This window comes from Neorhizobium descurainiae (assembly GCF_051400715.1).
Lineage (GTDB): Bacteria > Pseudomonadota > Alphaproteobacteria > Rhizobiales > Rhizobiaceae > Neorhizobium.
This window is the reverse complement of sequence record NZ_JBLFFK010000001.1, coordinates 633,778-653,220: the sequence shown is the minus strand read 5'-3', so window position 1 is coordinate 653,220 and position 19,443 is coordinate 633,778. Positions and strand designations below refer to the sequence as shown.

At 63.7% G+C, this 19,443-nt stretch carries 20 protein-coding genes and 2 pseudogenes; 15 read left to right on the top strand and 7 right to left on the bottom strand.

What is annotated here, in order from left to right:
• Positions 1 to 9 precede the first annotated feature (9 nt).
• The 5 genes from purE (at position 10) to ACMGE0_RS03005 (ending at position 3,406) form a co-directional block, all read left to right on the top strand.
• Positions 10 to 507: a 5-(carboxyamino)imidazole ribonucleotide mutase gene (gene purE / locus ACMGE0_RS03025; RefSeq protein ID WP_085420159.1), complete on the top strand. Its 498-nt coding sequence runs from the start codon at positions 10 to 12 to the stop codon at positions 505 to 507.
• Positions 504 to 1,583: a 5-(carboxyamino)imidazole ribonucleotide synthase gene (locus tag ACMGE0_RS03020; RefSeq protein ID WP_436814369.1), complete on the top strand. Its 1,080-nt coding sequence runs from the start codon at positions 504 to 506 to the stop codon at positions 1,581 to 1,583. The genes purE and ACMGE0_RS03020 overlap by 4 nt, the downstream gene beginning before the upstream one ends.
• 126 nt (positions 1,584 to 1,709) lie before the next feature.
• A complete protein-coding gene (ykgO, locus tag ACMGE0_RS03015) occupies positions 1,710 to 1,835 on the top strand; it encodes a type B 50S ribosomal protein L36 (RefSeq protein ID WP_006726873.1) in 126 nt (41 codons plus the stop codon).
• A 96-nt stretch (positions 1,836 to 1,931) separates the two neighbouring features.
• Positions 1,932 to 2,549 (top strand): tetratricopeptide repeat protein, encoded by a 618-nt coding sequence (locus ACMGE0_RS03010; protein WP_436814368.1) that lies wholly within the window; start codon positions 1,932 to 1,934, stop codon positions 2,547 to 2,549.
• Between the two features lie 137 nt (positions 2,550 to 2,686).
• The gene (locus ACMGE0_RS03005; protein WP_436814367.1) at positions 2,687 to 3,406 is read left to right on the top strand and encodes a hypothetical protein; all 720 of its coding nucleotides are present in this window, start codon (positions 2,687 to 2,689) and stop codon (positions 3,404 to 3,406) included.
• A 36-nt stretch (positions 3,407 to 3,442) separates the two neighbouring features.
• On the opposite strand, the gene ACMGE0_RS03000 is transcribed toward ACMGE0_RS03005, so the two are convergent.
• The 3 genes from ACMGE0_RS03000 to ACMGE0_RS02990 form a co-directional block, all read right to left on the bottom strand.
• Complete coding sequence (locus tag ACMGE0_RS03000; protein WP_436814366.1) at positions 3,443 to 3,946, bottom strand: GNAT family N-acetyltransferase; 504 nt, start codon at positions 3,944 to 3,946, stop codon at positions 3,443 to 3,445.
• Positions 3,947 to 4,086: 140 nt separating this feature from the next.
• Positions 4,087 to 5,526, bottom strand: a complete 1,440-nt coding sequence (gene pyk, locus ACMGE0_RS02995; protein WP_436814365.1) for a pyruvate kinase — start codon at positions 5,524 to 5,526, stop codon at positions 4,087 to 4,089.
• Positions 5,526 to 5,960 carry a DUF1036 domain-containing protein gene (locus tag ACMGE0_RS02990; RefSeq protein ID WP_436814509.1) on the bottom strand — a complete coding sequence of 145 codons (435 nt, stop codon included), beginning with the start codon at positions 5,958 to 5,960 and terminating at the stop codon, positions 5,526 to 5,528. The genes pyk and ACMGE0_RS02990 overlap by 1 nt, the downstream gene beginning before the upstream one ends.
• Before the next feature lie 262 nt (positions 5,961 to 6,222).
• On the opposite strand from ACMGE0_RS02990, the gene ACMGE0_RS02985 reads away from it, so the two are divergent.
• The 3 genes from ACMGE0_RS02985 to ACMGE0_RS02975 all read left to right on the top strand — a co-directional run bounded on the left by ACMGE0_RS02985 (position 6,223) and on the right by ACMGE0_RS02975 (position 7,706).
• Positions 6,223 to 7,014 carry an N-formylglutamate amidohydrolase gene (locus ACMGE0_RS02985; protein WP_436814364.1) on the top strand — a complete coding sequence of 264 codons (792 nt, stop codon included), beginning with the start codon at positions 6,223 to 6,225 and terminating at the stop codon, positions 7,012 to 7,014.
• Between the two features lie 23 nt (positions 7,015 to 7,037).
• Positions 7,038 to 7,346, top strand: a complete 309-nt coding sequence (locus ACMGE0_RS02980) for a DUF1244 domain-containing protein (protein WP_436814363.1) — start codon at positions 7,038 to 7,040, stop codon at positions 7,344 to 7,346.
• Between the two features lie 87 nt (positions 7,347 to 7,433).
• Entirely contained in the window at positions 7,434 to 7,706 is a 273-nt protein-coding gene (locus tag ACMGE0_RS02975) for a DUF2312 domain-containing protein (RefSeq protein ID WP_105374520.1), read from the top strand.
• Positions 7,707 to 7,776: 70 nt separating this feature from the next.
• Here ACMGE0_RS02975 and ACMGE0_RS02970 read toward each other — a convergent pair whose 3' ends face one another.
• The 3 genes and pseudogenes from ACMGE0_RS02970 to ACMGE0_RS02960 form a co-directional block, all read right to left on the bottom strand.
• On the bottom strand, positions 7,777 to 9,678 hold the full coding sequence (locus tag ACMGE0_RS02970; protein ID WP_436814362.1) for a peptidoglycan L,D-endopeptidase MepK: 1,902 nt from the start codon (positions 9,676 to 9,678) through the stop codon (positions 7,777 to 7,779).
• A gap of 303 nt (positions 9,679 to 9,981) precedes the next feature.
• A pseudogene (locus ACMGE0_RS02965) lies at positions 9,982 to 10,185 on the bottom strand (helix-turn-helix domain-containing protein); the annotation flags it as partial.
• A 170-nt stretch (positions 10,186 to 10,355) separates the two neighbouring features.
• Positions 10,356 to 11,547: pseudogene (locus ACMGE0_RS02960) on the bottom strand (sigma-54-dependent transcriptional regulator); the annotation flags it as partial.
• A 166-nt stretch (positions 11,548 to 11,713) separates the two neighbouring features.
• On the opposite strand from ACMGE0_RS02960, the gene ACMGE0_RS02955 reads away from it, so the two are divergent.
• From ACMGE0_RS02955 to ACMGE0_RS02940, 4 genes are read left to right on the top strand one after another with little or no spacing between them, the layout of a single operon-like run.
• Complete coding sequence (locus tag ACMGE0_RS02955; RefSeq protein WP_436814361.1) at positions 11,714 to 13,570, top strand: M3 family oligoendopeptidase; 1,857 nt, start codon at positions 11,714 to 11,716, stop codon at positions 13,568 to 13,570.
• A gap of 18 nt (positions 13,571 to 13,588) precedes the next feature.
• Positions 13,589 to 14,761 carry an aminodeoxychorismate synthase component I gene (locus tag ACMGE0_RS02950; RefSeq protein ID WP_436814360.1) on the top strand — a complete coding sequence of 391 codons (1,173 nt, stop codon included), beginning with the start codon at positions 13,589 to 13,591 and terminating at the stop codon, positions 14,759 to 14,761.
• Complete coding sequence (locus ACMGE0_RS02945) at positions 14,746 to 15,414, top strand: aminotransferase class IV family protein (RefSeq protein WP_436814359.1); 669 nt, start codon at positions 14,746 to 14,748, stop codon at positions 15,412 to 15,414. Before ACMGE0_RS02950 ends, ACMGE0_RS02945 begins: the two co-directional genes overlap by 16 nt.
• Complete coding sequence (locus ACMGE0_RS02940; protein ID WP_436814358.1) at positions 15,414 to 15,788, top strand: nuclear transport factor 2 family protein; 375 nt, start codon at positions 15,414 to 15,416, stop codon at positions 15,786 to 15,788. Before ACMGE0_RS02945 ends, ACMGE0_RS02940 begins: the two co-directional genes overlap by 1 nt.
• A gap of 12 nt (positions 15,789 to 15,800) precedes the next feature.
• Here ACMGE0_RS02940 and ACMGE0_RS02935 read toward each other — a convergent pair whose 3' ends face one another.
• Positions 15,801 to 16,058 carry an SH3 domain-containing protein gene (locus ACMGE0_RS02935; protein WP_436814357.1) on the bottom strand — a complete coding sequence of 86 codons (258 nt, stop codon included), beginning with the start codon at positions 16,056 to 16,058 and terminating at the stop codon, positions 15,801 to 15,803.
• A 138-nt stretch (positions 16,059 to 16,196) separates the two neighbouring features.
• On the opposite strand from ACMGE0_RS02935, the gene ACMGE0_RS02930 reads away from it, so the two are divergent.
• From ACMGE0_RS02930 to omp10, 3 genes are all read left to right on the top strand, one after another.
• A complete protein-coding gene (locus ACMGE0_RS02930; protein ID WP_436814356.1) occupies positions 16,197 to 17,105 on the top strand; it encodes a heme-dependent oxidative N-demethylase family protein in 909 nt (302 codons plus the stop codon).
• 156 nt (positions 17,106 to 17,261) lie between these two features.
• Positions 17,262 to 18,707 carry a homospermidine synthase gene (locus tag ACMGE0_RS02925; protein WP_436814355.1) on the top strand — a complete coding sequence of 482 codons (1,446 nt, stop codon included), beginning with the start codon at positions 17,262 to 17,264 and terminating at the stop codon, positions 18,705 to 18,707.
• A 159-nt stretch (positions 18,708 to 18,866) separates the two neighbouring features.
• A complete protein-coding gene (gene omp10, locus ACMGE0_RS02920; RefSeq protein WP_436814354.1) occupies positions 18,867 to 19,229 on the top strand; it encodes an outer membrane lipoprotein Omp10 in 363 nt (120 codons plus the stop codon).
• Positions 19,230 to 19,443 lie beyond the last annotated feature (214 nt).

Below are 19,443 nucleotides of genomic sequence, written 5' to 3'. Positions count from 1 at the left end.
GTTACCGATATGGCCGAAAGACCCGCCGTCGCCATCATCATGGGCAGCCAGTCCGACTGGGAGACCATGAAGAACGCCGCCGATACGCTGGATGCGCTCGAGATCGATTACGAGGCGCGCATCATCTCGGCGCACCGCACACCCGAGCGGATGATGGAATTCGCCAGGGGCGCCCGCGCCGAAGGCTTCCAGGTCATCATCGCCGGCGCCGGCGGTGCCGCGCACCTTCCCGGGATGACCGCTGCCGTGACGCCATTGCCGGTCTTCGGCGTGCCGGTGCAGTCGAAAGCCCTCTCCGGCCAGGACAGCCTGCTGTCGATCGTCCAGATGCCGGCCGGCATCCCCGTCGGCACGCTGGCGATCGGCAAGGCCGGCGCCATCAACGCGGCCCTGCTCGCCGCGGCTGTGCTGGCGCTGAACGACGACGAGATAGCCGACCGGCTGGACGAATGGCGCGCCCGCCAGACGGCCGCCGTCGCCGACTACCCGATGGACGAGGCCCCATGACAGTCCGCACGATCGGCATTATCGGCGGCGGACAGCTCGGCCGCATGCTGGCCATTGCCGCAGCCCGGCTGGGTTTCCGCACGATCATCCTGGAGCCGCAGGCGGACTGTCCGGCCGCACAGGTCGCGAACGAACAGATCGTCGCAGCCTATGACGATCCGGCAGCGCTCGCCGAACTCGCCGGCCGGGTGGACGTCGTGACCTACGAATTCGAGAACGTGCCGGTCGCCGCCGCCGAGGCGCTGCAGCGCTCCGTTCCCGTCCATCCGCCCGCAAAAGCCCTCGACGTCGCGCAGGACCGCCTGACGGAGAAGCGCTTCCTCAATGCCTGCGGCATCGAGACCGCGAAATTCCATGCCGTCGACAGCCAGGCGGACCTCGAAAAGGCGCTCGCCGATTTCGGCGGCAAAGGGGTGCTCAAGACCCGCCGGATGGGTTACGACGGCAAGGGGCAGCGCGTCTTCCGTTCGGCCGACGAGAACCCGGCCGGCGCCTACGACGCGCTCGGCGGCGTGCCGCTGATTCTCGAAAGCTTCGTCCCGTTCGAGCGCGAGGTCTCGATCATCGCCGCAAGGTCCGGGGACGGCACGGTCCTCTGCTACGATCCGACGGAAAACGTCCACAGGAACGGCATCCTGCACACCTCCACCCTTCCCGCCCGCATCTCCGATGCGACGGCGAAGGCGGCGCGCGAATCGGCCGGGAAACTGCTCGCGGCGCTCGACTATGTCGGCGTCATCGGCATGGAATTCTTCGTGATGGCCGACGGCCGGCCGATCGCCAACGAGATCGCCCCGCGCGTCCACAATTCCGGCCACTGGACGGAGGCCGCCTGCGTCGTCTCGCAGTTCGAGCAGCATATCCGCGCCGTCGCAGGCTTGCCCCTCGGCGATCCTTCCCGCCATTCCGACTGCGTGATGACCAACCTCGTTGGCGACGACATTTTGCAGGTCCCCGCCTGGCTGGCGAAGAAGGATGTGCTCGTCCATCTCTACGGCAAGACGGAATCCCGCCCCGGCCGGAAGATGGGCCATGTGACGGAATTGAAAGGCCCGAAAACGTCGTCACAAGGTTGACATGCAGATTGGCTCGGGTTATCTGCACGGCCAACTTGAGAGCGCGCCCCTCCAAGAAACAGGCGGCGCGCTTTTGATTGATAGGACAAGCGGCTCTCGAAGCCCACAGACTGCTGGACCAGAACAATGAAGATCAAGAACTCGCTCAAGGCGCTGAAGGCCCGTCACCGCGATAACCGCCTGGTTCGCCGCAAGGGCCGCATTTACATCATCAACAAGCAGAATCCGCGCTTCAAGGCTCGTCAGGGCTGATACGGCTGCGGCCTCGACATCCGCGGGGCCGATCAAATTGTCGATAGCGCGATAAATCGGGTTTGAACTTTGGCGCAGGCGGATTACCTTGTCCGCATGCGCTATTTTCGTTTCAGCCCCCTCATTCTCGCCGCGACGCTCGCCGCTTCCCCTACTCTCGCCCAGACGGCGGCGCCTTCTCCGCCGGCCGCACCCACAGGAACCCAGGCCGCCCCGGCCTCCGCTCCGAAACCGGCCAATCCGCTCGATCCGCTGTTCGAGGCGCTGAAGCGCGAACGCGATGCGGATAAGGCGCGCGGCATCGCGACCCAGATCATGACCGACATGAACGAATCGGGCAGCGCCACGGTCGATCTCCTGATGCAGTGGGCGGCGACCGCGATCAAGGAGAAGCGCAACGCGGCGGCACTCGACTTCCTCGATCAGGTGACCCTCCTCGACCCTGCCTATCCGGAGGGCTGGAACCGCCGCGCCACGCTGCACTACACCATGGGCAACAGCCGCAAATCCATGGCCGATATCGCCGAAGTGCTGAAACGCGAGCCCCGCCATTTCGGAGCGATCGCCGGCCTGGCGGGCATCCTGATGGAGAACGGCAGGGACGAACTGGCGCTGAAGGCCTGGGAAGACTACCTCGCCGTCTACCCCGCCGACCGCGATGCCCAGGAAGCCGTGACGAAACTCTCCGAAAAGATCGCCGGCAACCGGACCTGACCAAGGTCGGCGGCATTCATCGGGGCGCCGCCGGAATGGCCTTTCCCTTTCAATCGAAAAGACCTGACGTTCCCTCGGTTCCAGCCTGAGGCAAGCCCGCCACCCCACCCTCTTCACAGACGGAATCGGAGCGGGACATGATGGAGATCGGCGGCATCGGCAGGGACTATCCGGCGCGCCCGCTCAAGGCGGACAGCACATCCGCATCGACGGATGCGGCCTCCGAATCCGCCGGACAGAAAAGCCCCGTTGAGGAGCAATACGACCGCCTGACCCACGGCCTGACGACCCTCAAAAAGGCGACGGACGAGGCAGACGAAGAGGCGAAGGCGCGCGCCAGAAAGAAGCTGCAGGAAACCAAGGAGCAGCTCAAGTTCCTGCAGCGCTGGAATTTCGATCCGGAAACCGTCGCCCGCCAGGCTGCCCTGCTCGGCGTCGTGGTTGCCGGTGCCGCCCGCGAATTCACCGACGCCCTGACCGAAGACGGCGCGACCCTCCCCTCCTCCGCGGAAGATGGACAGGCATTGGCTGACGAGGCGCGGCAAGCCGGAACCGAAAACACATCGAACGGGGAGAAACCCTATTCGCAGGTCGAACGGGCCTATATGGACGTCATGGACGACGACGGTTCTTCGGACGAAAAGCCCAGGCTGTCTGCCGACGACATCAGGACGGCAGCGGAGTTCAGCGCCGTGGCCCGGCAGATCAAGGCGCTTCTGGAAGAGGCCGCGCGCAAGCTGCGTGAAGAGAGGAATGCCGGTGCTACGCCGAATACCCAGGGCCTCGACGCTGCCGTCAATGCGCTGGCAGGCACCGTCTCCAACATGCCGGCCGCCAGCGTCAGCATCACCATCTGACCGGCTCCCTATAGAGTGGAAGATCGCGTCGCTAGCTCAACGCCTCGGATGCCTGAAAACCAGATCCGCCGGATCTTCGCGAGGCGCCGACATATCCAGTTCCGCACCGAGCCGTTCCGCGAGCCGGCGGGAACGGATGTTGTCGGGATGGATATAGCTGACGAGCGTATCGAGGCCGCGCGCATCGAAGGCCCAGTCCCGCAGCGCCTTCGCGGCTTCGCAGGCATAGCCTTTTCCCTCGGCCTCCGGATAAACAAGCCACCCCAGCTCATGCTCGGGAAACAGCGGCCCGGCATTGATGCCGACCTGCCCGAGACACAGGCCGGTTTCGCGGTGCTCCATCATCAAGGCGCCATGCCCCATCAACGCCCATTGCGCGATATCGTGGCAGAACATTCCCCAGGCAGCATGGAGCGAATGCGGCCCTCCCATATAGACGGAGCGGTCGGAGAGCATCAGTTCCGCATAACGGGGCCAGTCCTCCATCCGCTGCGGCCGGAGCAGCAGCCGTTCGGTCTCGATGGTCGGTATTTCGGTCATCCGGCTTCGACACCCTGCATATTTCGGCTCAGGCAAAATCGGCCGCGGAAGCCCGGGGCCTGCGGCCGATTTTCATAGCTGACGAGAACTCCGCATCCGGCGGATAAACCGCCCGGATGCTTTATTGCCCTCCAGACATCTCAGATGCCCGTCTGGCCGTCCGAGCCGATATAGGCGATGCGCAGCATGTTGGTGGCGCCGGGCGTGCCGAGCGGCACGCCGGCCGAGATGATGATCCGGTCGCCGGGCTTGCCGAAGCCTTCCGACACGACGATGCGGCAGGCGCGGTTCACCATGTCGTCGAGGTCGGTCGCGTCATGGGTGACGACGCAATGCATGCCCCAGCAGACGGAAAGCCGCCGCGCAGTCTGGATGATCGGCGAAAGCGCGATGATCGGCACCTGCGGACGCTCGCGGGAGGCGCGCAGGCCCGTCGTGCCCGACGAGGTATAGGTGACGATGGCCGAAAGCCTCAGCGTTTCGGCGATCTGGCGGGCCGCGAGCGAGATCGCGTCGGCGCCGGTCGCTTCCGGCGTGGCGCGCTGCGCGTAGATGATGGTGGGATAAAGCGGATCCTGCTCGACCTCGCGGGCGATCGACGCCATCATTGAGACGGCCTCGACCGGATATTGACCGGAAGCGGATTCGGCCGACAGCATGATCGCGTCGGCGCCCTCGAAGACGGCGATCGACACGTCCGACACTTCCGCGCGGGTCGGCACCGGCGAGGAGATCATCGATTCCAGCATCTGGGTCGCCACGACGACCGGCTTGCCGGCACGGCGACAGGCGCGGGTGAGCTGTTTCTGGATGCCGGGGACGGTTTCGATCGGCATCTCGACGCCGAGATCGCCACGCGCCACCATCAGGGCGTCGGAAAGCTCGATGATCTCGTCGATCCGTTCCAGCGCCTGCGGCTTTTCAATCTTCGACATCAGGCCGACGCGGCCGCGGGCGATCTTGCGCACCTCGGCAAGATCGTCGGGGCGCTGCACGAAGGAAAGCGCGATCCAGTCCACTTCCTCGGTCGCAAGCGCCGCATCGAGATCGACGCGGTCCTTGTCGGTCAGGGCGCCGACGGGAAGCAGCGTGTCGGGCAGGCTGACGCCCTTGCGGTCGGATATGCTGGTGCCGGCGATCACGGTGCAGACGATGGTCTTGCCGTCAGCCTTCTCGGCCTTCAGCGCCAGCTTGCCGTCGTCGATCAGCAGCCGGTCGCCGGGTTTTACGGCTTGAAGGATTTCCGGATGTGGCAGGAATACGCGGGTCTCGTCGCCCGGTTCGTCGCGATCGTCGAGCGTGAAGGTCTGCCCCACCTTGAGCGTCACCTTGCCGTCCGCGAACTTGCCGACGCGCAGCTTCGGACCCTGCAGGTCGCAGAGGATGCCGATCGGCCGGCCCGAACGGGCCTCGACGGCGCGGATGCGGGAGATCAGCATGCGCATCACGTCATGGCTGGCATGGCTCATATTGATGCGGAAGAGATCGGCCCCCGCTTCATGCAGCTTCTGGATCATCTCCTCTTCGGACGACGCCGGTCCGAGCGTGGCGAGGATCTTAACTTTGCGGTAACGCCTCATCAATTCTGGCCTTCTTGTGTGCCAGGCGTATCCGAAAGCTGGACCATCCAGCTCCCCTGACGGCCCGTGTCGTATTCCTTGAAGCCCATGCGCTGGAAGCCACGGGCGAAACAATCGTTGACGCCGACGATCTTGAACTCGTTTTCCGCGACGCACATGTTGATGTTGCCGGTCCAGCGGCCGCCGCGGGCCGCATCCTCGGCATAAAGATAATAGTAGCGCGACTGCAGCTCGCCCTCGATCAGCGTCGCGCAGGTGGAGGCGGGCACCTGCCACCAGCCTTCGGTGGTCCAGCCTTCCTCGGCGCGGTAGCCGATCGCCACGCCGACGAGGTTCTGGGTGCCGTTGCAGACGCGGAAATCCGCATGCGCGGCGCCAGCTGCGAAAAGCGGTACGCCTGTAGCCACCATGGCGATGAGCGCCGGAACGGAAATGAGAGAGCGAAGATAGGCTGCGGGGGATTTTTTCGACACGGTTTCCGTCAGGACTCCATGGTTATTCGTGAAGCACTTTCTTCGCGCGGCAGAGTCGGAAAGTCAACGAAGGTCTAATCGATTAGTGCTCTTCCCACCGCCAACCGATGATCGTCGCAGCCGACGCGGCTTGCGCCGGACGCCTCCCCATGTCATCAACGGCCTCCCTCAGGGGACGCCGAAGGGCGTCACGCAAGAAAATCATCCGACTGTTCCGACAACGATGCAGGACTTCACTCCTTTCGAGATCATAGAGGGCGATTATGACAGCGGCATGGTGCTTCTGGCAGACCATGCGATGAACCACCTGCCCGCCGCCTATGGCAGCCTTGGCCTGCCGGAAAGCGCCTTCCACCGCCACATCGCCTTCGATATCGGCATCGAAGGGCTGACCCGCAGCCTCGCCGCCATGCTGAACGTGCCGGCCGTGCTCGGCTGCTTCTCCCGCCTGCTGATCGACCCGAACCGCGGCGAGGACGATCCGACGCTGATCATGAAAATCTCCGACGGCGCGATCATTCCCGGCAACCATCCGATCACCGAGGAAGAGTGGGATTTCCGCCTCGGCGCCTATCACCGGCCCTACCATCGCGCTGTCGAGCGCACGATCGCCAGGGCGGGCGCTTCCGGCCGGGCGCCGCTCGTGGTTTCGCTGCATTCCTTCACGCCCTTCTGGAAAGGCGTGCCGCGGCCCTGGCATGCGGCCGTGCTCTGGGACAGCGACCATCGCGCCGTTCTTCCGTTCCTCGAACTGCTCAAGGCCCCGGGCGACATCACCGTCGGCGACAACGAGCCCTATGACGGCGCGCTGAAGGGCGACACCATGTACCGCCATTGCATGATGTCGGGCACGCCGCATGCGCTTCTCGAAGTGCGCCAGGACCTGATCGGCGACGAGGCCGGCATCGCCGCCTGGGCGGAAAGGCTGACGCCGGTCTTCAAGACGCTCAACGCCGACCCCACATTGCACGAATACAGGATTTTCCCCTCGCGCACCGGCCCCTATCCAGCCTGACGCGCATATCAGGAGGCGTTCCGATGACCGAACTTACCAAGGAACAGCAGACGGAATTCGAGGCAGCGGCCTTCCGCCGGCTCGTCCGGCATCTGCGCGAACGCGCCGACGTGCAGAATATCGATCTGATGAACCTCGCCGGCTTCTGCCGCAACTGCCTTTCCAACTGGTATCGCGAGGCGGCCGAGGAGGCGGGCGTCGATTTGAGCAAGGATGCTTCCCGCGAGATCGTCTACGGCATGCCCTATGAGGACTGGAAGAATCTGCATCAGGCCGAAGCCAGCGATGCGCAAAAAGCCGCATTCGACGTGAACAACCCCGCCCATGGCTGATCAACCGGCCGATTGGGCTTGACCTCGGTCTTCCTTTTCGGCACTTGACGACCACTCATTCAAATTTTCTACGATCAGGAGGCCCCGATGTCTGATGCTCATGGCGTCGCCCGCGACCAACTCCGCGCATTTGTCGAGCGCATCGAAAGACTGGAAGAAGAAAAGAAGACGATCGCCGACGACATCAAGGACGTCTACGGCGAAGCCAAGTCCATGGGCTTCGACACGAAGATCCTCAAGAAGGTCATCGCGCTGCGCAAGAAGGACGATCAGGAGCGCATGGAAGAGGACATGATCCTCGACACCTATCTGCAGGCGCTCGGGATGATCGAATCCGCTCCGGATCAGGACGCCGCCTGATTTCAAAAGGCAGCCCGGCCATGAAAAAACCCGCCATTGGCGGGTTTTATTTTGCCTGTTGATCAGAAGATCAGTTGGCCGGTCCGCTGAAGCGGCCGGGATCGATCGCCGCGGCCGCGGTGACCGGCTTGAACCCGCCGCCGGAATAGGCGGCCGAATATTCGCTGTTGAGCGTGCGGCTGACCACGCGCGGCGCCTTCATGGAAGCGGCGGCATCGGGGCGATTGTTGTTGAGGGCCCATTTCGCCAGCATGTCGCCGGTCAGAGCACCGTTGGCAGCCTGGGAGGCTGGCTGGCCGGCACGCCCGCCTTTGGAAGGCACCGGGAGTGCGCCCGTCGAAGCGGAAACCGGAGCCTTCGGGGCGTCGAATCCGTCGCCGAACTGCCTGCCCTTGCTCGCGGAAGGCTGGATGACCTTCGGAGAGATCGCGGCAGTTTCAACCGGCTTCTGAACCGGCGCTGGCTGGGGCAGAGGCGCAGGCGACGCCTTCGGCGCCGGAACGGCTGCGCCTGCGGCAAGGGTTGGCTGAGCAGGAGGCAACGACGGACGCTGATATTCCACGCTCTGGGCCAGAGCCGCGACGAGTGCTGGCGTCAGTTCCTGCTGCTCTTCCGTCTGGGGCGGCGCGGCGGCGACTGCCGGGGCCGCGGGAGTGGCCGGGCGATGGACCGGCAACGGGATGGAAGCCATGTTCTCGAGAGCCGGCATCTGACCGACGGAAGCCGTCATCACGCCGTTTTCGGCATCCCCTTTGAGCCCGCGCGGCCCGAGCAGCGTCGGGACCGGAATGTCATAGGCGGAAAGATCGGCAAAGGTCTCCGTGCCGGGCTGCGGCGCATTGGCAGGCGCTGACGCCTGCATGGCGAGCGCTTCCTGGGCCGAATTGCGCGCCGGCGAATAGAGCGCCGTCGCAAGCCCGCCGCCCGGGGCGGCATCCGAACGGAAGGCCGGACGCGAAAGCGGCACCGGCGCTGCGATGTTGTCGGGCTGCTGCGGCGGGGCGGAAGCGACCATCACCTGCGCTGCGGCATCCTCGTCTTCCTGCGCGGCAGGAGGCTTCTGAGCCGGCGCCGGACGCTGCGCCACGGCGGGCGCGCTGCTTTCCGCGTTGTCCTCTTCCTCGTCGGCACCGCCGCCTCCGAACAGGAAGGCGAGCAGGTTCGGCTGCCGCTTGCGCTCGCTGTCGCCGCGGATGCTGCCGCCGGCCGTGCTGGCGACCTGGATCGAGCTGGAGCTGACGCGCTTCTTGTAGTCCGCCAGCGCTTGTTCGTAACCCGGCAACGGCTTGCCGTCGGCCGGAAGATGGATCGTGTTGCCCTTCGGGAAGATCTGCACGAGTTCCTGGCGCGTCATGCGCGGCCAGGCGCGCACGCCGCCGACATCGAGATGCACGAAAGGCGAACCGGAGCGCGGATAATAGCCGACGCCGCCCACCTGCATCTGCATGGCGAGCGCCCTGAGCGTCGCAAGCTTCACGCCCGGAATGTAAAAGTCCATGGCCTTGCCGAGCATGTGCTGGCTGTTCTTGGCGACGCCCGTGTTACGCGAGCGGGAACGCAGCATGCCGTTGGTGGCCGGGGAGCGATAGGCGGAAACGACGTGGATATAGTCCGTCGCGCCGCTGCGGCGATAGACCTCCCACACCAGATCGAAGAGCCGCGGGTCCATCTTGGTCGGCTCGTTCTTGCGCCAGTCGCGCAGGAGATGGTTGATCTGCGCCAGACCCTTCTGGTCGTATCTGCCGTTCCGCTTGAAGGTGATCACCGCCTTCTCGCCGGTATGGATGTAGTAGAGTTTGAGGCTTCTGTTTTCGGCGGCGGCATCGGCTGCGGAAAGGGAAAGGGCCGGCAGCGCCGTCAGGACCAACAGGGCGACGGCCGCAACGCGTCTGGCGAGAGTTCTGAAGAGCCCGGCTTTGCCGCCGTGCGCCTTCTCACCCGAAGGCGTTTCTTTTGCATATTGATCCGGCAAAACGATCCCCGTCCTGTCGACAACGTCCCACGTTGCCTCAAATGACTGTCAAATGCGGTGACACGATGGCAAATGTGCCACACATGTACAAGCTTCTTCCTTATAGTCAACAAATGACTAACCGGAGATTGACAGAAGCTGACAGGACATCCTTGCGTGAAGGTTAACAATTGCTAATGCACGTCGCCGCATGGAAAATCTGTTTCGGCTCAATGACATCGGTGGATATCTTAAGGTTCGGGACGCGCCGCTCCGTTCGTTTCCGGCGCGGCGTGCGCAAGCCGGGGAAATTAACGGTTCATTTCACGCCGCTTCCTTGAGCGGATCGTCGGGATCGATGCCATAATCCTTGAGTTTCCGGTAGAGAGTCGAGCGTCCGATGCCCAGTTTGCGGGCGACCTGGCTCATCTGGCCGCGATAGAACTTCAGCGCGAAGCGGATCAGCTCTTCCTCCACATCGGCCAGCTTCCTCACCTCGCCCGCCTCGTCGGTGCTGACGATGATGTTTTCCGAAGGATAGGCGGCGGCGAGCATCGCCCTGGCATCCGGCTTGGCGGCATGCGTCCTGTTATCGCCGTTGGCGAAGACGGGCGATTCGGCGAGCGCCTCCCGCACCGCCTGCTCCGATGCCGCAGCCGGACTGGGCGCGACGGCGACGGCGGCAAGCTCGGCCGTGCGGAATTCGGGAAGCTGCGCGGCGATCTGCGGGAAGTCCGCTTCCGTCAGCTCGTCGCCTTCGGAGAGCACCACTGCGCGGAAGACGGCGTTTTCGAGCTGGCGGATATTGCCCGGCCAATCGTAGGCGGTGAGAAGCGCCAGCGCGCCGGCGCCGACGGTGAGCGTCCTCGGCAGCTTCTGCTCGATCGAGAAGCGCTCCGCGAAGACGCGCGCCAGATGCGGAATGTCCTCCTTGCGGCGGCGCAGAGCCGGAATGGTGATCGGGAAGACGTTGAGGCGGTAATAGAGATCCTCGCGGAAACGGCCGGCGCGCACCTCCTCGATCAGGTCCTTGTTGGTGGCCGAGATGAGCCGGACATTGACCTTCTGGACGCGTGCCGCGCCGACGGTCTCGATCTCGCCCTGCTGCACGGCGCGCAGGAGCTTCACCTGGACTTCGAGCGGCAGGTCGCCGATCTCGTCGAGGAAGAGCGTGCCGCCGTCGGCTTCCACGAACTTGCCGGTGTGGCGCTCGGTGGCTCCGGTGAAGGCTCCCTTCTCATGGCCGAAGAGAATGCTTTCCACCAGATTGTGCGGGATCGCGCCGCAATTGACGGTGATGAACGGCTTGCCGGCGCGGTCGCCGTTCGACTGGATCGCGCGGGCGACCATTTCCTTGCCGACGCCGGATTCGCCTTCCAGCACCACCGGAATGTTGGAATGGGCGGCGCGCTGCGCGAGATCGATGACGCGCAGCATGTCGGGGCTTGCCGAAACGATATCGCCGAAACCCACGGCGCCTGCACGCTGGCGGCGGCCCGTGCGAGCCCTCGATTCCTTCTGGTCGAGCTTGAGCGCATTGGCGATCGATGTCCCGATCCGCTCCGGCGACACCGGCTTGACGACGAAATCGAAGGCGCCGGCGCGCATGGCCTGCACCACCGACTCGATGCTGCCCTGGCCGGTCTGGACGATGACCGGGATGTCGATCCCGAGCTCGCGGATGGCGGCGAGGAAGGTGAGACCGTCCATCTCCGGCATCATCAGGTCGAGCACGATGACGTTGATGTCGTTTGCGGTGCGCTTCAGGAACTCCAGCGCAACAAGGCCGTTTTCGGCGAGATGTGCGGCGTGGCCATAACGCTCTACCGCATTCTTCAGCAGGCGACGCTGAATCGGATCGTCATCGACGACAAGGATGTGCGCAATCATGCTCGGCTCCCAGCAACGTTCATCGTGCCCCCTTTTCGGGCTTTTACGCTGACGGTTGTGTCAGAAAGGCTTGAACATCCCCTTTTGAGAAAAGCTTGCATTTTAACGGCTGGCGAGGAAAACAGTCCGTCATGACGAAAGCCGGCAATCGAGAAGGAAAGAACCGATGAGACCGTCCGCACCCGCGATCCTGGAAATTCCTGCCGCGACCGACGCCGGCGCTGCCGCAACCGATCCGGCGCTCGGGCTTCTGCCGGTCTGGAAGCTTTCCGATCTCTATCCGGCCAAGGACGCTCCGGCCTTCACCGCCGACGTGGCGAAGGCGGAAAGGCTCGCGCTCGCCTTCGAGGAAAAGTGGAAGGGCAGGCTTGCCGAGGCCGCGGCGAAAACCGGCGCGGGCGGCATCGGCGAGGCGCTTGAGGAATACGAGGCGCTCGACGATCTCCTCGGCAAGATCGGCTCCTTCGCCGGCCTCACCTATTTCTCCGACACCGCCAATCCCGCGAACGGCAAGTTCTATGGCGACGCGCAGGCGAAGCTCACCGATCTCTCTTCGCATCTCCTGTTCTTTTCGCTGGAACTGAACCGCATCGACGACGCGGTGATGGACGCCTGCATGGACCGCGATCCGGCGGCCGGGCACTACCGCCCCTGGATCGTCGATCTCAGAAAGGACAAGCCCTTCCAGCTCGAGGACAAGCTGGAGCAGCTTTTCCTTGAAAAATCGATGACATCGGCAGCGGCCTTCAACCGTCTCTTCGACGAGACCATGGCGGAGCTGCGCTTCGAGGTGGACGGCGAAAAGCTGCCGCTCGAAGTGACCCTCAACATGCTGCAGGAGCCCGAGCCGGAGGTGCGCGCCAAGGCGGCCGCGGCACTTTCGAAGACGTTCGGCGAAAACCTGCGCATCTTCACGCTGGTCACCAATACGCTCGCCAAGGACAAGGAGATTTCCGACCGCTGGCGGGGCTTCGAGGACATCGCCGATTCGCGCCATCTCGCCAACCGCGTCGAACGCGAGGTGGTCGATGCGCTGGCGGAGGCGGTCAGGCAGGCCTATCCGCGCCTCTCCCACCGCTATTATGCGATGAAGGCGCAATGGCTCGGCATGGAGCAATTGAATTTCTGGGACCGCAATGCGCCGCTGCCGGAAACCCCGACCGCGCTCATCCCCTGGACCGACGCGAAGGAGACGGTCCTCTCCGCCTATCGCGGCTTCGCACCGGAAATGGCGGATATCGCCGGGCGCTTCTTCGACGAGGAATGGATCGACGCGCCGGTGCGCCCCGGCAAGGCGCCGGGCGCCTTCGCCCATCCCGTCGTGCCCTCCGCCCACCCTTATGTGCTCGTCAACTACATGGGCAAGCCGCGCGACGTGATGACGCTCGCCCATGAGCTCGGCCATGGGGTGCACCAGGTGCTTGCCGGCGGCCAGGGCGCCTTGATGTGCCAGACGCCGCTGACGCTCGCCGAAACCGCCTCCGTCTTCGGCGAGATGCTGACCTTCCGCGCGCTGCTCGAAAAGACCAGGGACAAGCGCCAGCGCAAGGCGATGCTCGCGCAGAAGGTCGAGGACATGATCAACACGGTGGTCCGCCAGATCGCCTTCTACCAGTTCGAGCGCAAGGTCCACACGGCCCGCAAGGAAGGCGAGCTCACCGCCGAGCAGATCGGCGAGCTCTGGCTTTCCGTCCAGGGCGAAAGCCTCGGCCCGGCGATCAGGATCTCCGAAGGCTACGAGACATGGTGGACCTATATCCCCCACTTCATCCACTCGCCCTTCTACGTCTATGCCTATGCCTTCGGCGACTGCCTGGTGAATTCGCTCTACGCGGTCTACCAGAACGCCGCTCCCGGCTTCCAGCAGAAGTATTTCGAGCTGCTCAAGGCCGGCGGCACCAAGCATCACTCCGAACTTCTGAAACCCTTCGGCCTCGACGCCACCGATCCGTCCTTCTGGTCGAAGGGGCTGTCGATGATCGAAAGCCTGATCGACGAGCTGGAGGCTTTGGACCGCGCTTGACCGGAAAGCGCCTGCACCATGGAACATACGGGCCCCTATGCGCTCTTTCGCGACGATCCCGCCGGACGGAGCCTCGTCTTCGACCGGCCGAAGGAGATCGTGACCGCGCATGAGGCCGGCGGGGTTCCGCCTGCGCTGCGGCGCCTGGAGGAAGCGCGCCGCGCGGGCCAGTGGCTGGCGGGCTATATTTCCTACGAGGCAGGGTACGTCTTCGAGGAAAAGCTCCGGCACCTGATCGTTGAAAATCGGCCGACGCCCCTGCTCGCCATGGGAATATTCGACGCTCCCGCCCGCCATGAACACCCCCTGGCCCTGCCGGCACCTGCACCAAACGAAGAGCCCTTCCTGACGGAACCCCGCGCCGCCTGGGATTTCGCGGCCTATCGGGAACGCTTCGACAGGCTCCACCGGCACCTGCGCCGGGGCGACTGCTACCAGGCTAACCTCACGATGCCGATCACCGCCCGCTGGCAAGGCGATCCGCGCCAGGCATTCTGGTCCCTCGTGGCGCGCCAGCCGGTGCATTACGGCGCGCTCATCGATCTTGCCGGGGGTTGCGGCGGCCCGATCGTCCTGTCGCGATCGCCGGAGCTTTTCTTCTCGGTCGATGCCGACCGTTTCATCGAAACCCATCCGATGAAGGGCACCGCCCCGCGCGGCAAAACCCCGGAGGAAGATGCGGCGATCATCGAGGAGATGCTGGCCGACGAGAAGACGCTGGCCGAGAACCGCATGATCGTCGACCTGCTGCGCAACGACATTTCCCTGATCAGCGAGGTGGGGACGCTCTCCGTTCCGAAGCTCTTCGCCATCGAAACCTATCCGACCTTGCACCAGATGGTCAGCCATGTGCGGGCGAAACTCCTACCGGAGATCGGCTTTCCCGAAATCCTCGCGGCTCTTTTCCCCTGCGGCTCCATCACCGGGGCGCCGAAAATGTGGGCGATGAAGATCCTCGGGGCGCTCGAAACCGGCCCCCGCGACGCCTATTGCGGTGCGATCGGCTATTGCGACCCGGCCGGGCCGATGCGTTTTTCCGTGGCGATCCGCACGATCACGCTTTTCAACGACGGCAAGGCCGTCTTCAATGTCGGCGGCGGCATCGTCTTCGACTCGAAGGCGGAGGCCGAATACGACGAGTGTCTCTTGAAGGCACGGTTTGCGGTGGGCGACCAATGGATTTCTCGCTGATCGAAACGATGCGCTGGGAACCGGACGCCGGCTTCCTGCGCGTGGCGCAGCACCTGCGCCGCCTCAGCCGGTCGGCCGATGCGCTGGGCTTCCGTCAGCCGCCGCCGGATTTGCCGAGGCAGCTCGAAACGGCCGTTTCCGGTGAAACAGCCCTGCGGGTGCGCCTCGTCATGACCTATCGCGGCAGGATAGAGATCACCACGACGCCTTTCACCCCCTTCCCGGCCGATACCGTATGGCGCGTGCGCGTCGCGGAAACGAAACTTCCGTCGGACGATCCTCTGTTCCGCCACAAGACCTCCCGCCGGGAACTCTACGAAGCCGCACGCGCCGAATTCCCGCCCGAGGAGGCGGACGAGGTCCTGCTTCTCAACGAGCACGGCGAACTCTGCGAAGGAACGATCACCAACGTCTTCGTCGCGGAAGCCGACGGCAATCTGCTGACGCCGCCGCTGACGAGCGGGCTCCTGCCCGGCATATTGCGGGCGGAATTGATCCGCGAGCGGAAGGCGCGCAGCCAGGTCCTTCGCCTTGCCGATATCGAGAACCGCCGGTTCTTCGTCGGCAATTCCCTGCGCGGCCTGATCGCAGCAGAATTCGTCCAGCCGCGATCATCCATTGCTACTGGCCATGGATCTGGAGGACCCGGATAATGGCCGAAGCACAATCCCTTGCCGAACATCTCCTCTCGCTTGAAACCGCATTGCAGAGCCCCGAAGTCCGCAGATCCGAAGCGAAGTTGCGTGAGCTTCTGGCTCCTGATTTCCGCGAATTCGGCCGCTCCGGCCTCAGTTATACCTTCGACGACATCATTCCGCGCCTCACCTCCGAGGTCGAACCGAACAACACCGCGATTGCCGATTTCGCCGTTTCGCTTCTCAGCGATACCGTCGCGCTCGCAACCTATCGAGGCATCCGCGTCAACGACCATGGCGGCAAGCTCTTCACCAACCGCAGTTCGATCTGGCGGTTCGATGCCGACGGCAAATGGCGCATGGCCTTCCATCAGGGCACGCCGGCCCAATGACGCCGTCCGCAGTCAGCATTTACTCATCGGGTAATACTGCAACCGTTCCGGATCGCATCCTTCCGGGGAGGTTACCTTGGCTGCCAAGGTGCACCCGGCAAGGAACACCATCCAGAACAAGAGCCACATCGGCCAGTCATTGCGATTGTTCAAGCCTTCCTGCTGCAGAAGTGAAAGCCGCGTCCAGGCCCTCAAGGCGATCTCCCGCGATCCCTTTGCCTTGAAGGCCGTTCCGACAGCGACATAAAAGGCCCTGCTGATCAATTTCATCAGATTCCCGCCCCCGCATGTTGCATTGCGAAATAATTTGTAGGGCGGCAGCGGCCTGTTCCAAGTCTTCGACGGCGATTTTTACAAGTGGGTGAATTTGGCCTAAACCGATCCTGAAACGACACATCCCGGACAGCAATGAACGACAAGACGCTCACCTACACGCCCTATGACGGTTCTTCGAAGCCGTTCACGATCGGGCTCCTGCAGCTCGATCCGGCCCGCTGGATCGAGCCGGACGGCGATCTCGCCTATCACCTGGCGGAAAAGAGGAGGCTGTCTGCCGAGCACGGCGATCAGGTGTTCCGCGCCGAGCCGGGCACCGAGGAAGCGCAGCGGGAAATCCTCGATGCGCTCGTCGACTACCTCCCTTCCCATCATCCGGCCATCTACCGCCGCGCCGGCGACGTCATGGAAATGGCGGGCCATCGCCTCGACCTCTCGGATGGGTCCCTGCCGCCGTTGTTCCGTGCCGGACTTCTGGTGCAGGACGATCTCGTCGTCATGCGCAAGGGGGAGAAGGGCTGGCGCCTCGCCGCCGCCTTCCTGGCGTTTCCCTCCTCCTGGTCTCTCACGGAAAAATTCGGCAAGGTGATGGACGAGGTGCATGCGCCGGTGCCGGATTTTGAGGGCGGCAGCCGCAATGCCGGCCTGATCAACCGCATGTTCGACAATCTCCCGCCGGGCCGGATCGTGGTCCGCTGGAACTGGTCGGTCAACTGGGGCTACAAGCTCTACCGTCCGGCTTCGCAGCCGGCGTCCGAAACGAAGGACATCCCGCCGGAAGAGGCCTTCATCCGCGTCGAGCGCCAGACGTTGAGGAAAATGCCGGTCTCGGGCGACATTCTCTTCACCATCCGCATCTATCTCGATCCGGTGACGGCGATCATGGGCCAGCCGAATGCCCGGCAGCTCGCGGCCTCGCTCGCCGACCAGCTCGAAGCGCTCAACGCCGCGCAGACCGATTACAAGGGGCTCTCCGCCAAGCGTGCCGAACTCGTCGCGCTGCTACGGAAATCCGCCGATGCGCCGGTTACGGTCGGATAAATCAGCCGATCTGCTTCGGAAAAACAGCAAGCTCTTTATTGTGACGACGTTTTATGGTTAGAGCCGGTCACTTCGCCCAGTCATTTTGCGATGCCTGCGGCACTCAGAAGAATTCTTCAGGCTGAACGCCTTCGTTGCCTTTCCAAGGAGAAAAGAATGACGGAACAGAACTATCCGGTGTATGGCGAAATCACCGGCCCGATCGTGATGATCGGCTTCGGTTCGATCGGCCGCGGCACGCTGCCGCTGATCGAACGCCATTTCAAGTTCGACAAGAGCCGGATGGTCGTCATCGATCCGAGCGACGATCACAAGGATATCCTTGAGAAGCACGGCGTCCGCTACATCCAGGAATATGTCACCAAGGAAAACTACAAGGAGCTGCTGAAGCCGCTGCTGACCGCCGGCGGCGGCCAGGGCTTCTGCGTCAATCTCTCGGTCGATACCGGCTCGCTCGACATCATGAAGCTGTGCCGCAAGCTCGACGCTCTCTACATCGACACCGTCGTCGAGCCCTGGCTCGGCTTCTATTTCGACAAGAGCCTGAAGAACGCCGACCGCACCAACTATGCATTGCGCGAAACCCTTCGCCACGAAAAGAAGAAGAACCCCGGCGGCGCGACGGCCGTTTCCACCTGCGGCGCGAACCCCGGCATGGTCTCCTGGTTCGTCAAGCAGGCGCTCGTCAACCTCGCCAAGGATACCGGCCTGAAGTTCGAAGAACCGGACCAGCACGACCGCGAGGGCTGGGCGAAGCTCATGAAGAAGCTCGGCGTCAAGGGCGTCCATATCGCCGAGCGCGATACCCAGCGCACCAAGCATCCGAAGCCGCTCAACGTCTTCTGGAACACCTGGTCCGTCGAAGGCTTCATCTCCGAAGGCCTGCAGCCGGCCGAACTCGGCTGGGGCACGCATGAGGAGTGGATGCCGAAGAACGCCAAGAAGCACAAGAAGGGCTGCCAGGCCGCCATCTATCTGGAACAGCCGGGCGCCAACACCCGCGTCCGCAGCTGGTGCCCGACCCCCGGCCCCCAATACGGCTTCCTCGTCACCCACAACGAATCCATCTCGATCGCCGACTATTTCACGGTCCGGGACAAGGATGGCGACGTGACCTTCCGCCCGACCTGCCATTATGCCTATCACCCGGCCAATGACGCCGTACTTTCGCTGCACGAGATGTTCGGCAACGGCGGCACGCCGCAGCCGGTCCACCACGTTCTCGACGAGGACGAACTGGAGGACGGCATCGACGAACTCGGCGTCCTGCTCTACGGCCACGAGAAGAACGCCTACTGGTACGGTTCGCGCCTGTCGGTCGAAGAAACCCGCCGCATCGCGCCTTACCAGAACGCCACCGGCCTGCAGGTGACCTCCGCCGTGCTCGCCGGCATGGTCTGGGCGATCGAAAACCCGACGGCCGGCATCGTTGAAGCCGACGAGATCGACTACAAGCGCTGCCTCGAAGTGCAGCTTCCCTATCTCGGCCCGGTCGAAGGTCATTATACCGACTGGACCCCGCTCGACGGTCGCCCGGGCCTCTTCCCGGAAGACATCGACGAGAAGGATCCCTGGCAGTTCAGGAACATCCTGGTGCGCTGAGAACCGCCCTGCGAATGCTCGAACGACCGCCTGCCATCCGGCAGGCGGTTTTTTGTGTGTTGAAAGCTCCTGCCTTTTCAAGGCCACATCTTGCGTTACATAGGTCCGAGGCGGCATGTTTGTGCCCCAAGGGACGGACCGAATCGCGGGAGACACCTCATGAAATTGAAAGCGAGCCTTGCGCTCATCGCCGCAGCCAGCCTGACCGCCTGCGTTTCCGCGCCGCCGCAGCGCCAGCTTCCCCAGCCGACGCAGCCGCGAGGGGTCGAGGGCTCCTGGGTCGATCCGAACGGCATCGTCTCCAGCTTCCAGGGCGGCACGTTCAACACCCGCTCCAGCGACAGCAACACGCTGCTGGCTTCCGGCACCTACGTCAATCTCTCGCCGACGCTCGTCGAGATCAGCATGACCTCGCTCGTGAGAAAGACGCAGTCGCGCGTCAACTGCTCGCTCGTCACGCCGAGCCAGCTCAATTGCACGCAGGACAGCGGGGCCCAGTTCTCGCTCATGCGCCGAGGCTGACAACCCTGGAAAACCGGCATTTTTGGAAACCCCGCCCCGGCGGGGTTTTCGCGTTTTGCGCGCATGAACCCAAAGCGCGCACCATTGTCATATTTCCCTTGAAACGGCTTCCTCTTGATGAAAACATGCCCTGCACAACGATTGTCACGGTGGGACGTTAGATAGTCTTGGTGAGGCGGCGAGAAGCCGATCGGACAAACAGGAGAGAGACCAG

What these genes read in the sequence shown, in the direction of transcription:
- purE (WP_085420159.1), top strand. Translation starts at nt 10, where the DNA reads ATGGCCGAAAGACCCGCCGTCGCCATCATCATGGGCAGCCAGTCCGAC.
- ACMGE0_RS03020 (WP_436814369.1), top strand. Translation starts at nt 504, where the DNA reads ATGACAGTCCGCACGATCGGCATTATCGGCGGCGGACAGCTCGGCCGC.
- ykgO (WP_006726873.1), top strand. Translation starts at nt 1,710, where the DNA reads ATGAAGATCAAGAACTCGCTCAAGGCGCTGAAGGCCCGTCACCGCGAT.
- ACMGE0_RS03010 (WP_436814368.1), top strand. Translation starts at nt 1,932, where the DNA reads ATGCGCTATTTTCGTTTCAGCCCCCTCATTCTCGCCGCGACGCTCGCC.
- ACMGE0_RS03005 (WP_436814367.1), top strand. Translation starts at nt 2,687, where the DNA reads ATGATGGAGATCGGCGGCATCGGCAGGGACTATCCGGCGCGCCCGCTC.
- ACMGE0_RS03000 (WP_436814366.1), bottom strand. Translation starts at nt 3,946, where the DNA reads ATGACCGAAATACCGACCATCGAGACCGAACGGCTGCTGCTCCGGCCG.
- pyk (WP_436814365.1), bottom strand. Translation starts at nt 5,526, where the DNA reads ATGAGGCGTTACCGCAAAGTTAAGATCCTCGCCACGCTCGGACCGGCG.
- ACMGE0_RS02985 (WP_436814364.1), top strand. Translation starts at nt 6,223, where the DNA reads ATGCAGGACTTCACTCCTTTCGAGATCATAGAGGGCGATTATGACAGC.
- ACMGE0_RS02980 (WP_436814363.1), top strand. Translation starts at nt 7,038, where the DNA reads ATGACCGAACTTACCAAGGAACAGCAGACGGAATTCGAGGCAGCGGCC.
- ACMGE0_RS02975 (WP_105374520.1), top strand. Translation starts at nt 7,434, where the DNA reads ATGTCTGATGCTCATGGCGTCGCCCGCGACCAACTCCGCGCATTTGTC.
- ACMGE0_RS02955 (WP_436814361.1), top strand. Translation starts at nt 11,714, where the DNA reads ATGAGACCGTCCGCACCCGCGATCCTGGAAATTCCTGCCGCGACCGAC.
- ACMGE0_RS02950 (WP_436814360.1), top strand. Translation starts at nt 13,589, where the DNA reads ATGGAACATACGGGCCCCTATGCGCTCTTTCGCGACGATCCCGCCGGA.
- ACMGE0_RS02945 (WP_436814359.1), top strand. Translation starts at nt 14,746, where the DNA reads ATGGATTTCTCGCTGATCGAAACGATGCGCTGGGAACCGGACGCCGGC.
- ACMGE0_RS02940 (WP_436814358.1), top strand. Translation starts at nt 15,414, where the DNA reads ATGGCCGAAGCACAATCCCTTGCCGAACATCTCCTCTCGCTTGAAACC.
- ACMGE0_RS02935 (WP_436814357.1), bottom strand. Translation starts at nt 16,058, where the DNA reads ATGAAATTGATCAGCAGGGCCTTTTATGTCGCTGTCGGAACGGCCTTC.
- ACMGE0_RS02930 (WP_436814356.1), top strand. Translation starts at nt 16,197, where the DNA reads ATGAACGACAAGACGCTCACCTACACGCCCTATGACGGTTCTTCGAAG.
- ACMGE0_RS02925 (WP_436814355.1), top strand. Translation starts at nt 17,262, where the DNA reads ATGACGGAACAGAACTATCCGGTGTATGGCGAAATCACCGGCCCGATC.
- omp10 (WP_436814354.1), top strand. Translation starts at nt 18,867, where the DNA reads ATGAAATTGAAAGCGAGCCTTGCGCTCATCGCCGCAGCCAGCCTGACC.